At 56.3% G+C, this 12,157-nt stretch carries 11 protein-coding genes, 3 tRNA genes and 1 other RNA gene; 10 read left to right on the top strand and 5 right to left on the bottom strand.

The genetic code is table 11. The features are described from left to right. The first annotated feature begins 7 nt into the window (after positions 1-7). The 4 genes from AC1RKG_RS17825 (at position 8) to AC1RKG_RS17840 (ending at position 524) form a co-directional block, all read left to right on the top strand. Positions 8-83: transfer RNA gene (locus AC1RKG_RS17825), tRNA-His, on the top strand. Positions 84-126: 43 nt separating this feature from the next. Next, positions 127-213 (top strand) — tRNA-Leu (locus tag AC1RKG_RS17830). A gap of 74 nt (positions 214-287) precedes the next feature. After that, positions 288-364, top strand: a tRNA-Pro gene (locus AC1RKG_RS17835). A gap of 31 nt (positions 365-395) precedes the next feature. Further along, a non-coding RNA gene (locus tag AC1RKG_RS17840) (RtT sRNA) lies at positions 396-524 on the top strand. A gap of 812 nt (positions 525-1,336) precedes the next feature. Here the strand turns inward: AC1RKG_RS17840 and hemY are convergent. From hemY to hemC, 4 genes are read right to left on the bottom strand one after another with little or no spacing between them, the layout of a single operon-like run. Beyond that, the gene (gene hemY, locus AC1RKG_RS17845) at positions 1,337-2,530 is read right to left on the bottom strand and encodes a protoheme IX biogenesis protein HemY (RefSeq protein ID WP_116691461.1); all 1,194 of its coding nucleotides are present in this window, start codon (positions 2,528-2,530) and stop codon (positions 1,337-1,339) included. Between the two features lie 3 nt (positions 2,531-2,533). Continuing rightward, entirely contained in the window at positions 2,534-3,658 is a 1,125-nt protein-coding gene (gene hemX / locus AC1RKG_RS17850) for a uroporphyrinogen-III C-methyltransferase (RefSeq protein ID WP_046374744.1), read from the bottom strand. Positions 3,659-3,675: 17 nt separating this feature from the next. Next, the gene (gene hemD, locus AC1RKG_RS17855) at positions 3,676-4,422 is read right to left on the bottom strand and encodes a uroporphyrinogen-III synthase (protein ID WP_115057956.1); all 747 of its coding nucleotides are present in this window, start codon (positions 4,420-4,422) and stop codon (positions 3,676-3,678) included. After that, a complete protein-coding gene (gene hemC, locus AC1RKG_RS17860) occupies positions 4,419-5,360 on the bottom strand; it encodes a hydroxymethylbilane synthase (RefSeq protein ID WP_130016601.1) in 942 nt (313 codons plus the stop codon). The genes hemD and hemC overlap by 4 nt, the downstream gene beginning before the upstream one ends. 316 nt (positions 5,361-5,676) lie before the next feature. Between hemC and AC1RKG_RS17865 the strand changes: the two genes are divergently transcribed. Continuing rightward, complete coding sequence (locus AC1RKG_RS17865; RefSeq protein WP_493183542.1) at positions 5,677-8,229, top strand: class I adenylate cyclase; 2,553 nt, start codon at positions 5,677-5,679, stop codon at positions 8,227-8,229. A gap of 49 nt (positions 8,230-8,278) precedes the next feature. On the opposite strand, the gene cyaY is transcribed toward AC1RKG_RS17865, so the two are convergent. Next, complete coding sequence (gene cyaY, locus AC1RKG_RS17870) at positions 8,279-8,599, bottom strand: iron donor protein CyaY (RefSeq protein ID WP_044554409.1); 321 nt, start codon at positions 8,597-8,599, stop codon at positions 8,279-8,281. 78 nt (positions 8,600-8,677) lie between these two features. On the opposite strand from cyaY, the gene lptM reads away from it, so the two are divergent. The 5 genes from lptM to yigB are packed head-to-tail and all read left to right on the top strand — an operon-like array spanning position 8,678 to position 12,092. Beyond that, the gene (lptM, locus tag AC1RKG_RS17875; RefSeq protein ID WP_020824768.1) at positions 8,678-8,884 is read left to right on the top strand and encodes an LPS translocon maturation chaperone LptM; all 207 of its coding nucleotides are present in this window, start codon (positions 8,678-8,680) and stop codon (positions 8,882-8,884) included. Positions 8,885-8,942: 58 nt separating this feature from the next. Further along, complete coding sequence (gene dapF / locus AC1RKG_RS17880; RefSeq protein ID WP_020824769.1) at positions 8,943-9,767, top strand: diaminopimelate epimerase; 825 nt, start codon at positions 8,943-8,945, stop codon at positions 9,765-9,767. Continuing rightward, positions 9,764-10,468: a DUF484 domain-containing protein gene (locus AC1RKG_RS17885; protein WP_020824770.1), complete on the top strand. Its 705-nt coding sequence runs from the start codon at positions 9,764-9,766 to the stop codon at positions 10,466-10,468. Before dapF ends, AC1RKG_RS17885 begins: the two co-directional genes overlap by 4 nt. Then, on the top strand, positions 10,465-11,376 hold the full coding sequence (gene xerC / locus AC1RKG_RS17890) for a tyrosine recombinase XerC (RefSeq protein WP_020824771.1): 912 nt from the start codon (positions 10,465-10,467) through the stop codon (positions 11,374-11,376). Before AC1RKG_RS17885 ends, xerC begins: the two co-directional genes overlap by 4 nt. Continuing rightward, positions 11,376-12,092, top strand: coding sequence for a 5-amino-6-(5-phospho-D-ribitylamino)uracil phosphatase YigB (gene yigB, locus AC1RKG_RS17895; RefSeq protein ID WP_493183543.1), 717 nt, complete (start codon positions 11,376-11,378; stop codon positions 12,090-12,092). Before xerC ends, yigB begins: the two co-directional genes overlap by 1 nt. Positions 12,093-12,157 lie beyond the last annotated feature (65 nt).

Here is a 12,157-nt window from a genome sequence, read left to right on the forward strand (position 1 = left end):
AGTAATGGTGGCTATAGCTCAGTTGGTAGAGCCCTGGATTGTGATTCCAGTTGTCGTGGGTTCGAGTCCCATTAGCCACCCCACTTCCTAAGAGAAGTGAAGAATTTTAAGCTGTTTTGTGACTGTGCGAAGGTGGCGGAATTGGTAGACGCGCTAGCTTCAGGTGTTAGTGTTCTTACGGACGTGAGGGTTCAAGTCCCTCTCTTCGCACCACACAAAATGTCTAATAAATTTAATATTTACATAGACATAAGCGATAAAATTTAGTAGTATCTGCAACAAGAAATCGGCGAGTAGCGCAGCTTGGTAGCGCAACTGGTTTGGGACCAGTGGGTCGGAGGTTCGAATCCTCTCTCGCCGACCACATTCAAGAAAGCCCGCTTTTAGCGGGTTTTTTTACATCTGTAGTTTATAGGATGAGCACCTCCGAAGGAGGTTTGAGCCGAGCGCAGCGAGACAACGTTGCTTTAGCAACGGCACGTAGGGCGGCATCGCAGATGCAAGTCATCCTCTCTCGCCGACCACATTCAGAAAAGCTCGTTCAGCAATGAACGGGCTTTTTGCTTTCTGACATTCCGCTTTACGCCCTCCTGCTCTGGTTTTGCCTCTGCCCGCTAGCTATCGTATCCCGCCAGGACGCTTTTGGCTTGGTGTTGGCTTCCGGCGACATCGGCATGCCGCATTGTCGTCAGCTTGAGACATTTAATATATTGATTTTATTTAATAAAAATGACTTTGGCTTAAGTCGTCGTTTTAAGGCGACATATCTGTAGACGTCAGGTGATAGCAGCAGAAAGGGCAATGAGCGGAATGAAACGAAGTGCTGAGATTAAATCTGTTTTAATTCAGCTTATTAGGCTATTCACCTGAAGGATCGATGCATTTTCCCCAAAGTTGGCACGCCAAGTGCAATATCCACTATGTAGATGCTCATTCCACCTCTTATGTTCGCCTTAGGCTTCATAAACCCTGGGAATGACGCAGAGCCGATTTAGGGTGCCTATTGCCCACCAGAACGATGACGGCGTTGCTTGCAATGGCTGACATCACACTCCGGGCAAAACGTTGAGTGAGGCACCGCCCCTGTTGTCCTAGACCTGATTGCTTTTTTATACACTTGCCACCGCGGCAAGTGTTTTTTTTTGCCTAATACCCATCATATTTGAAGCCACAGCTGCGTTGACTGCGCGCTCTCACCCCAGTCACTTGGTTGACCAAGCTCCTGGGGATTCGTGAGCTTGCCGCCTTGCTGTGACTCCAACTATCTTGGGTATAAACAACGTTAGATAAAAAAGGCGCGACCTGTGGGCGCGCCTTGAAGACAGTGCATTGTGCGTTATTCGCCGTTCTGCTTCAACGTTAGCATCAGGCCTTCACGACGCATCTGTGCGGCTTCATCCGAGCGGTGCAGCTTCTCCAGCACGTCAGCCAACCAAGCGTAATCGTAGGCGTCAGGGCGCTGTTTCAGCGCTTCCCGGAATGCATCGGCCGCCGCCTGCCATTCGCCGTGCTTCATCAGCAACTGGCCCAGGGTGCTGTTTAGCAGTGGTGTGGCACCATGCTGCTTCACCTGCTGACGCAACGCTTTCTCCAGCTGTTGCGGGTTGCCGGACTTCAGACGCGGGATCAGCAACACCAGGCGTTCGTCATACTGGCGCTTGAGGCTGTCGAGTACGATCTCTTGCGCCAGTTCATGGTCATTGCATTCGATCAGGTGCTCCACCATCGCGATTTGCAACGGCACCTCATGCCGGATTTTGCGGCTCTGATCTTTCCACCAGCGTTTCAGGCCATCGCTGCCCTCATCCGCCATCGCCTGATTCATCAGGCCAATGTAGGCCTGTTGTTGCAGTGCCTGCAGCTCGGCCTCGCTGTGCAGATTGATCTTGCTCATCGACGGCAGGATCTCCAGCAATGAGGCAAAAGCCCCGGTGCGCAGATAAGCCATTTCCGCCAGTCGCAATACTTCGGGATGACGCGGAGCCTGGTTAAGCAGGCGATCGACACCGTGGCGTGCCGCATGGTTTTCGCCCTGAGCCAGTTGAATGCGCACGCGGGTGATGTCTACCGGCAACTGGTCGGTGTCGGCGGCTTCGGCGGCGCGTTCCAGGTACTGATTGGTACGGAAATCGTCACCCCGTTGCTGTGCGGCCTCAGCGGCCAGCAGGTAGTTCACCACCGGTTGTTCGGCGTGATCGGCATTGCGCGTCAGCAGTTTTTCAACCTGCTTGTAATCACCTTCGGCCAGTTTGATCAGTGCGGCCTTGGTCTGCTTACGCGCACGGCTGCGTTTGCGGCCCAGGAACCAGCCGCGAGTGCGGGCGCTGGTGCTGAAGATGCGGCGCAGGATCCACTCGATCACCAGCAGCACCACAAACAGCAAGATACCCATGATCACCAGGCCGGTGACGCTGGTTTCGATATTGTAGTTATCGGTCTGAATCAGCACATAGCCCTGATGGCCGGCCAACATCGGCCCAACCACCACGCTGGCGATCAGCACCAGGAACAGAAATAGCACGCGTAACATGGCTTATCCCTCCTGATGAGCGGCAGGGGACTGGGCCATCAGATTACGCACCCGGGTCTGCATCAGTTTTTCCAGCAGCGGCTGGCTTTTCAGCTGATCCGGCACGTCCATGGTGATCGACTGCTGGCTCAGGGTATCCAACTCTTCCAGGAACGCTTTCGTGGCCGGGTCGGTGGTATCGAAGTAGGCGCGAACCCAAGTGGAAATGGTCTCCAGCGACTGCTTATACACTTCGTTCTGATGGCGTGGGATGGCCTGTGCGGCAACCAGCAGGCGCGAACGGATATTTTCGCGCAGGTAAATGTCCTGGTTCGGGGCCAGCAGCGGCTCGGCATTGCTATCGCGGCGGCGGACGGTAATAAAGTCGGCCATAAAGTTGTGCCAGCTTTTGGCCAGGTTTTGCCGCCATTCGCCGATCGAGCTCGACAGCTCGCTGCTGTCTTGATCCATCGGCGCTTCGTCGCTGTCGTTATCCGCCAGGCGCAGATTATCCACCTGATTGGACAACTGATTGGTCTTGAGAATGATGCCGTCGAAATCCACCTGAGTCAGCGTGGACAGCGTGCTGACGTCTTCGGTGATGGCGCGACGAACCTCGAGCAGGCTCGGGTCATTCATGTCAGCCAGGCTGGCATCGGCGCTTTTTAACAGCGCGGCGGCGGTGGTGACGTCCTGATCGCTCCACAGCTTACGACCGGCCATTTTCACCAGAAAATCGGCCTGCGCCAGCAACCAGGTTTTGGCGTCGCTGCCAGAAATAATAGCGACTTTCTCTTGCAGTTCATTGAGCTGTCGCGCCAGGGTTGCCTGTTCGCGATCGGCGGCGTCCAGCGTTTTGCCCTGTTGCTGCAGCAGGCCTTCCAGCGCGCTTCTTTCTTGCTGTTGGCTTTGTTTCAGCGTTTCCAGCTGTTGCTGCAGCGTTTGATTGGCGGCGATGAGCTGCTGCGCCTGTCGATGTGTATGGTAATAGCCGCCGGCAGCCAGAGCGATAACCAGCACGATCGCGATCGCGCCCAACACCGGGCCGGTATTTTTACCTTTACGCTTTTCAGCGTCTGGCTGCTGGGGGCTCTCAACCGCAGAGGTTGGTTCTTCAACCGGGGCGGATGGGGTATTTTGTTCCGTCATAGTGGCACATCCCATAGTCAGGTTTGTTGTAGCGCGCGGATCAGCGCGTCATTATCGGCGGTATCAGCTACCCGAATTGTGCTCCAGCCCAGTTCCTGGGCGAGGGTAGCCAGGCGTTCACTCACTACGACCAGGCGGCAACGTAACAGCCACGAAGAACGGTAGTAATCAGGAACTAAAGTATAGAGCTGTTGTAACATTTCACCGCTGGTGACTACCAGCGTATCAACACCGGCACGCTGCCAGTGGGCGCTTTGCTCGCTGCCATCATAGTGCACCGGGCTGCGTTGATAACATTCATAATAGCTGACCGCAGCGCCGCGCTCGCTCAGTGTGTTGCCGAGCAGCTCACGGCCGCCGTTACCGCGCAAGATCAGCGCCTGTTTACCTTCCAGCTTCTGCAGCGCCGGCAGCAGCAGCAATGTTTCGCTGATCTCCTGCTCACGCGGGTATTCTATCGGCAGGCTGCTGATGCGGTGCATTGCCAGCGCCGTGGTACGACCGATAGCGTAATAGGCAAGCCTGGCAGGCCATGACAGCCCGACGCGGCCCATCACAGAATGGGCGTAGCTCACCGAGTGCTGCGACAGGATGAACACCAGATCGCCATCATTAAGCTGCTGTAACGCCTGCGGCAATTTTGGCAAATCGCCGCCGGGGGCGAAGTCGATCAACGGAGCATGATAGGCAACCCGACCGAGCGCACGCAGTCGGCTGACCAGTTCTTCTCCGGAAGGCGAGGGGCGGGTTACCAGAATCGTCATGCAGGGGGATTCCCCTGATAAACGTCCTGCAGAATTTCACGAGCGCCTTGCGCCAGCAGTTCTTCCGCCAGTTCAATGCCCATCTGCTCTGCTTGAGCTGCCGGACCGCGGCGTTCGCCGCGCACCATTTGGCTACCGTCTGGAGAGCCCACCAGGGCTCGCAGCCACAGGCTGTCGCCCTCCAGTTCGGCATAGCTGCCGATCGGTACCTGGCAACCGCCTTCCAGTCGGGTATTCATCGCACGTTCGGCACGTACGCGGGTTTCTGTGGCAACGTGATTGAGCGGTGCCAACAGCGCGCGGGTGGTTTCGTCGTCGAGGCGGCATTCGATACCCACTGCGCCCTGGCCAACGGCCGGCAGGCACTCTTCCGGGCTCAATGGACTGCGGATACGCTGTTCCAACCCCAGGCGCTTAAGCCCGGCGACCGCCAGAATAATGGCGTCGTAATCGCCGTTATCCAATTTTGCCAGCCGGGTACCGACGTTGCCGCGCAGATCGCGCACGATCAGATCCGGACGGCGCTCACGCAGTTGGCACTGACGACGCAGGCTGGAGGTACCGACCACGCTGCCCTGCGGCAGTTGATCGAGCGATGCGAAACGATTGGAAACAAATGCGTCGCGAGGATCGTCACGCTCGCAAATAGTCACTAAACCCAAGCCTTCGGGGAAATCGACCGGGACGTCTTTCATTGAGTGAACGGCGATATCCGCACGGCCGTCCAATAACGCCAGTTCAAGTTCCTTAACAAACAGCCCTTTACCGCCGACTTTCGCCAGCGGCGTATCCAAAATAATGTCGCCTCGCGTGACCATCGGTACCAGTTCGACCTGCAGGCCGGGGTGGCTGGCCATCAGGCGCTGCTGCACATAATGTGCTTGCCAAAGCGCGAGTGGGCTTTGTCGGGTGGCAATTCGAATAATTTTGTCTAACATGCTTGTTACCGTTTTTATAATTCGCCGTTCATCCTACCACTGAGTGTGAAAACTGTCAGTGCAAGAAGCCACAGGCGAAGAAAGGACAACGGAATCAACGGGACGTGTGATGTGTTTTGGGGCAGTTAACACTGCGGGTAAATCGTTTGGAGTGGCGCTACAATAATAGTGAAGCGTTACTTCCTTTACGGTCAATCAGCAAGGTGTTAAATTGATCACGTTTCCAACAATAAGTTGCCAAATATTCTTCCAACACTAACGGCACTTATGGAATACGGGTTTTTTTCTAAACACCGGGATAATCAGGCGAGACGTCTTGTACCTCTACATCGAGACACTGAAGCAGAGACTGGATGCGATCAATCAATTACGAATCGATCGCGCCCTAGCGGCCATGAAGCCCGCGTTTCAACGGGTATACAGTCTGCTGCCTACCTTATTGCACCACCACCACCCACTGATGCCAGGTTACCTGAACGGTAACGTTCCCCATGGCGTTTGCCTCTACACGCCTGATGAAACCCAACAAGATTACCTCAATGATTTAGAAGACAAATGGGGCAGCCCGTTTGACAAAATGGCCAGCGGTGAACTGCCGATTACCGGGGTTTACTCGATGGGCAGCACCTCGTCGATCGGCCAGAGTTGCAGCTCGGATCTCGACATCTGGGTGTGCCACCAATCCTGGCTGGACAACGAAGAGCGTAACCGCCTGCAGCAAAAATGCAGCCTGCTGGAAAAATGGTCGGCGTCGATGGGGGTGGAAGTCAGCTTCTTCCTGATCGATGAAAACCGCTTCCGTCATAACGAAAGCGGCAGCCTGGGGGGCGAAGACTGCGGCTCCACCCAACATATCCTGCTGCTGGACGAATTTTACCGCACCGCGGTGCGCCTGGCCGGCAAACGTATTTTGTGGAACATGGTGCCGGGCGAAGAAGAAGCACATTACGATGAGTATGTGCTGTCGCTGTACTCGCAAGGCGCGTTAACGCCGAACGAATGGCTGGATCTCGGCGGTCTGAGCACGCTGTCGGCGGAAGAATATTTCGGTGCCAGCCTGTGGCAACTGTACAAAAGCATCGACTCGCCTTACAAGGCGGTGCTGAAAACCCTGCTGCTGGAAGCCTATTCCTGGGAATACCCGAATACGCAACTGCTGGCGATGGACATCAAACAGCGCCTGCATCAGGGCGAGATTGTCTGCTTTGGTCTCGACGCCTACTGTATGATGCTCGAACGCGTTACGCATTATCTGAATCAAATCAACGACACTACCCGCCTCGACCTGGTCCGCCGCTGTTTCTACCTGAAAGTCTGTGAAAAACTGTCCCGCGCCAATGCGTGCGTCGGCTGGCGTCGTGAAATTCTCAGCCAATTGGTCAGCGAATGGGGCTGGGACGAAGAGCGTCTGGCGATCCTGGATAATCGCGCCAACTGGAAAATCGAACGGGTACGTGAAGCTCACAACGAACTGTTGGATGCGATGATGCAAAGCTATCGCAACCTGATCCGCTTCGCTCGCCGCAACAACCTTAGCGTCAGCGCCAGCCCGCAGGATATCGGCGTGTTGACACGCAAGCTGTACGCCGCGTTTGAAGCGCTGCCCGGCAAGGTGACGCTGGTGAACCCACAGATTTCGCCGGACCTGTCAGAAGACGACTTGACCTTTATTCACGTGCCGATTGGCCGCGCCAACCGCACCGGCTGGTATCTTTATAACCAGGCACCGGCCATGGACTCGATCGTCAGCCATCAGCCGCTGGAATATAACCGCTACCTCAACAAGCTGGTGGCCTGGGCCTATTTCAACGGGCTGCTGACGCCGAAAACCCGTCTGCACATCAAGAGCGGCAACCTGTGCGATACCGCAAAACTGCAGGAACTGGTGGCCGATGTGTCGCACCACTTCCCGCTGCGCCTGGCGGCCCCCACGCCAAAAGCGCTGTACAGCCCGTGCGAAATTCGTCACCTGGCGATAATCGTCAATCTGGAAAACGATCCGACCGCCGCCTTCCGCAATCAGGTGGTGCATTTCGATTTCCGCAAGCTCGATGTATTCAGCTTTGGTCAGCAACAGCAGTGCCTGGTGGGCAGTATCGATCTGCTGTATCGCAACTCCTGGAACGAAGTGCGTACTTTGCATTTCAGCGGCGAGCAATCGGTGCTTGAAGCGTTGAAGACCATTCTCGGCAAAATGCACCAGGATGCCGCGCCGCCGGAATCGGTCGAGGTGTTCTGCTACAGTCAGCACCTGCGCGGCCTGATCCGTACCCGTATACAGCAGCTGGTGTCGGAGTGTATTGAGCTACGCCTGTCCAGCACCCGACTGGAGCCGGGCCGTTTTAAAGCGGTACGTGTTGCCGGCCAGACCTGGGGCTTGTTCTTCGAACGGCTGAGCGTGTCGGTGCAGAAGCTGGAAAACGCGGTGGAGTTCTACGGCGCCATTTCCAACAACAAATTGCACGGCCTGTCGATCAAAGTGGAAACCGATCAGGTGCATCTGCCGCCGGTGGTGGACGGTTTCGCCAGCGAAGGGATTATTCAGTTCTTCTTCGAAGACACCACGGACGATAAAGGTTTTAACATCTATATTCTGGATGAGTCTAACCGGGTTGAGGTTTATCACCATTGCGAAGGCAGTAAAGAGGAACTGGTGCGTGACGTTAGCCGTTTCTACTCGTCCTCGCACGATCGCTTCACCTACGGCTCCAGCTTCATCAACTTCAACCTACCGCAGTTCTATCAGATAGTGCATCTTGATGGCCGAACTCAGGTGATCCCGTTCCGCAGCAGTGTGCTGTCGAGCCTGTGCGTTCCCCTGACCGACAGCGCCGTCCAACCGCTGAAGCAGCAGTTCCAGCTGCATTGATATCGTCAAGGTTCAGCAGGCTGAGCCTTGACGACGGATGCGGCCATTCTCAGGAAAACTTCACCTCTTCGCCGGCCTGTGCGCTGGCCGCTTCGCTCAGTAAGGGGTAGAAGGCGCGGTCGCTGCGATCGCACAGCCACACGCCGTCACGGTAGTTAAAGTGGTAGCCGCCGGTTTTGGTCGCCAGCCAAATCTGATGCAATGGCTCCTGGCGATTGATCACAATTTTGGTGCCATTTTCGAAGCTTAACGTCATTACGCCGCCGTTAGTTTCGTAATCGATGTCCGCATCGCCGTCAAAATCGTCCAGGGTCTCTTCAATATTCAGCATCAGTTGGTCAGCCAACTGGTGAAACTCACTGTCGTTCATATTCAATTCCTATTGCTTTTCATGATCCACCTGCGATTATAGAGACCTTGGACGCATGAATTACAGGCATTAATGCAAATGAAAAAACAACTACGCTATGCGCTGATGGCAGTTCTGCTTGCCGGGCTCTCCGGCTGCGGCCTGAAGGGCCCGCTGTACTTCCCGCCAGCCGATCCGGCCAGCACTAAGAAACCGGCTACCCAGGTTCAGACCGGCGATCAGGTACAGAAAAATCAGCAGGAACTTTCTGGCTCTCAGCAAAAACCGTCGATGAGCGACCAGTAACACCTTGTTTGCGGCGGCGTGAGTCACCGCAAACCCAAGACGGATAGCGGAGTATGATATGCAGTTCTCCAAAATGCACGGTCTGGGCAACGACTTTATGGTGGTCGATGCCGTTACACAGAATGTCTATTTCTCACCCGAGTTGATCCGCCGTCTGGCCGATCGGCACTTGGGCGTTGGCTTTGACCAGCTGCTGGTGGTAGAACCGCCTTACGATCCGGAACTGGATTTCCATTACCGCATTTTTAACGCCGACGGCAGTGAAGTGGCGCAGTGCGGTAACGGCGCTCGCTGCTTTGCCCGCTTTGTACGGCTGAAAGGCTTGACCAACAAGCGCGATATTCGCGTCAGTACCCAGACCGGGCGCATGGTGTTGAGCGTGACCGACGATGATCTGGTGTGCGTGAATATGGGTGAGCCGAACTTCGATCCCCAGGCAGTGCCGTTTCGCGCAACCAAAGAAGAAAAGACCTACATCATGCGCGCAGCGGAGCATACGGTGCTGTGCGGCGTGGTGTCGATGGGCAATCCGCATTGTGTTTTACAGGTGGATGATGTAAAAACCGCCAAGGTGGAGCTGCTCGGGCCGGTGCTGGAAGGGCATGAGCGCTTCCCGGAACGGGCCAACATCGGTTTTATGCAAATTGTCAGTCGTGAGCACATTAAACTGCGTGTCTATGAGCGCGGTGCTGGCGAAACGCAGGCCTGCGGTAGCGGAGCCTGTGCGGCTGTGGCAGTAGGGATTCAACAGGAATTGCTGTCAGAAGAGGTACATGTAGAACTGCCGGGCGGCAGCCTGCATATTCGCTGGAAAGGGCCGGGCAGCCCGCTGTTTATGACCGGTCCGGCAACCCATGTATATGACGGATTTATTCATCTATGAAGAGCGTTGAGGACCAGGCTGTCGCAGGCATTGAGCTTGATGACGACGCCGTGATGCAGTTTCTGCTGCAAAACCCGGATTTCTTTATGCGCAACGCGCGGTTGGTGGAGCAGATGCGCGTTCCCCATCCCGTTCGTGGCACCGTATCGTTGGTCGAGTGGCATCTGGCTCGCCAGCGCAATCACATCCATCGGCTGGAAGAAGAAATCACGCTGCTGATGGAGCAGGCCAGCGCCAACGAAACGCTGTTTGCCAGCCTGCTGCATTTGCAGGCCAACCTGGCCACCGCCGACAGCCTGCAGGATATGCTTAACCGCCTGCAGCGTTGGGCGCGCGGTTTCGGTTTGGCCGGCGCCAATATCCGCCTGTTTTCCGAAAGCTGGAAAATCGGCGCACCTTCCGATTTCACTCACCTTGCCCTGACGCGTTCTTCGTTTGAACCGTTGCGTATTCAGCGTCTGGGTGACCAACAGCACTTTCTTGGCAGCCTTAATGGCCCCGAGTTGCTGTTGTTGCTGCCGCAGGCCAAACTGGTCGGCTCGGTAGCGCTGTCGATGCTGGGTGATGAGGGCGAGCTGGGTATGGTGATTTTCAGCAGCCGCGATACGCAACATTATCAGCAGGGCATGGGCACGGTGATGCTTAATCAACTGGCGCGCATGCTGCCGGAACTGCTGGAACGCTGGATCGAACGCGCATGACCCCGCTGGCGGCCAGCCTGCAACAGCCGGTCGATGCCTTTCTGCGCTATCTGAAGGTGGAACGCCAGCTCAGCCCCTTGACGCAGTTAAGCTATTCACGCCAATTGCAGGCGCTGATGGCGCTGGCTCAGGATATGGGCATCACTGAGTGGCCGGCGTTGGACGCCGCCAAAGTCCGGATGCTGGCGGCGCGCAGTAAACGCGCCGGCCTGCAGTCTTCCAGCCTCGCGTTACGCTTGTCGGCATTACGCAGTTTTCTCGACTGGCAGGTCAGCCAGGGCATGCTGATAGCCAACCCCGCCAAAGGGATCCGCACGCCACGCAGTGGCCGTCATCTGCCGAAAAACATCGACGTCGATGAAATGAATCAGCTGCTGGATATCGATCTCAACGATCCGCTGGCGGTACGCGATCGCGCTATGCTTGAGGTGATGTACGGGGCAGGGCTGCGTCTTTCTGAACTGGTGGGGCTGGACTGTCGCCACGTCGATCTGGCCGCCGGTGAAATTTGGGTTTTGGGCAAGGGCAGCAAGGAACGCAAGCTGCCGGTCGGCCGCACCGCAGTGACCTGGCTGGAACACTGGCTGGCGATGCGCGACCTGTTCGGGCCGTCAGACGATGCGATGTTCCTGTCCAATCAGGGAAAACGCATCTCGACCCGTAACGTGCAAAAGCGTTTTGCCGAATGGGGCGTCAAGCAGGGCGTTAACAGCCATATCCATCCGCACAAGCTGCGCCACTCCTTTGCTACCCATATGCTGGAGTCCAGCGGCGATCTGCGTGCGGTGCAGGAACTGCTTGGCCATGCCAATCTGACCACCACCCAAATCTATACCCACCTCGACTTTCAACATCTGGCGAACGTGTACGATGCCGCGCATCCACGCGCCAAACGGGGGAAATCCTGATGCACTTTTATCGTCCGCTACGCCCGCTGGCGGCATTGACCTTCGATCTGGACGACACGCTGTACGACAACCGTCCGGTGATCAAACAGACCGAATTGCAGTCGGTGGCTTTCCTGCAGAATTATCATCCCGGGCTGAACCACTTCCAGTCGGCGGATTTTCACCGCCTGCGCCAAGAGTTACGTGAACAGGATCCAGAGATTTACCACGACGTCACCCTGTGGCGTTGGCGTGCCATCCACCTGGCGCTGAGCCGTCAGGGGCTGCGTGATGCCCAGGCCGCTGAAGGGGCTGACGCGGCGATGCAGAATTTTGCGCTGTGGCGCAGCCGCATCGAAGTGCCTGAAGCTACCCACGCTACGTTGAAAGCATTGGGCGAACGTTTCCCACTGGTGGCGATCACCAACGGCAATGCCGATCCTGCAATGTGCGGGCTGGACGGTTACTTTCAGTTTGTGCTGCGCTCCGGGCCGGATGGCCGCGCCAAACCTTATCAGGACATGTATCAACTGGCCGCAGAGCGTTTAGGCATCGCCCCTGAGCATATTCTCCACGTCGGCGATGATTTAACCACCGACGTCGCCGGCGCGTTGCGCTCAGGCCTGCAGGCCTGTTGGATCAACGACCGTCAGCGCAGCCTGATGCAGGCTGCCGATAGCCGGCTGCTGCCACATATTGAGATTTCGCAGTTGGCATCGCTGACAGCATTGTTATAATCCCTGCCAGAACTCTGTATAAATTCCCAGTGGAATCGCGTCGCTGACGCACTTTCCCTTACCAA

It is taken from the genome of Serratia sp. GW822-FHT06D09, assembly GCF_058799515.1.

Excerpts from the sequence above, each read along its gene's own strand:
- hemY (WP_116691461.1), bottom strand. The coding sequence starts at position 2,530 with ATGTTACGCGTGCTATTTCTGTTCCTGGTGCTGATCGCCAGCGTGGTG.
- hemX (WP_046374744.1), bottom strand. The coding sequence starts at position 3,658 with ATGACGGAACAAAATACCCCATCCGCCCCGGTTGAAGAACCAACCTCT.
- hemD (WP_115057956.1), bottom strand. The coding sequence starts at position 4,422 with ATGACGATTCTGGTAACCCGCCCCTCGCCTTCCGGAGAAGAACTGGTC.
- hemC (WP_130016601.1), bottom strand. The coding sequence starts at position 5,360 with ATGTTAGACAAAATTATTCGAATTGCCACCCGACAAAGCCCACTCGCG.
- cyaY (WP_044554409.1), bottom strand. The coding sequence starts at position 8,599 with ATGAACGACAGTGAGTTTCACCAGTTGGCTGACCAACTGATGCTGAAT.
- lptM (WP_020824768.1), top strand. The coding sequence starts at position 8,678 with ATGAAAAAACAACTACGCTATGCGCTGATGGCAGTTCTGCTTGCCGGG.
- dapF (WP_020824769.1), top strand. The coding sequence starts at position 8,943 with ATGCAGTTCTCCAAAATGCACGGTCTGGGCAACGACTTTATGGTGGTC.
- AC1RKG_RS17885 (WP_020824770.1), top strand. The coding sequence starts at position 9,764 with ATGAAGAGCGTTGAGGACCAGGCTGTCGCAGGCATTGAGCTTGATGAC.
- xerC (WP_020824771.1), top strand. The coding sequence starts at position 10,465 with ATGACCCCGCTGGCGGCCAGCCTGCAACAGCCGGTCGATGCCTTTCTG.
- yigB (WP_493183543.1), top strand. The coding sequence starts at position 11,376 with ATGCACTTTTATCGTCCGCTACGCCCGCTGGCGGCATTGACCTTCGAT.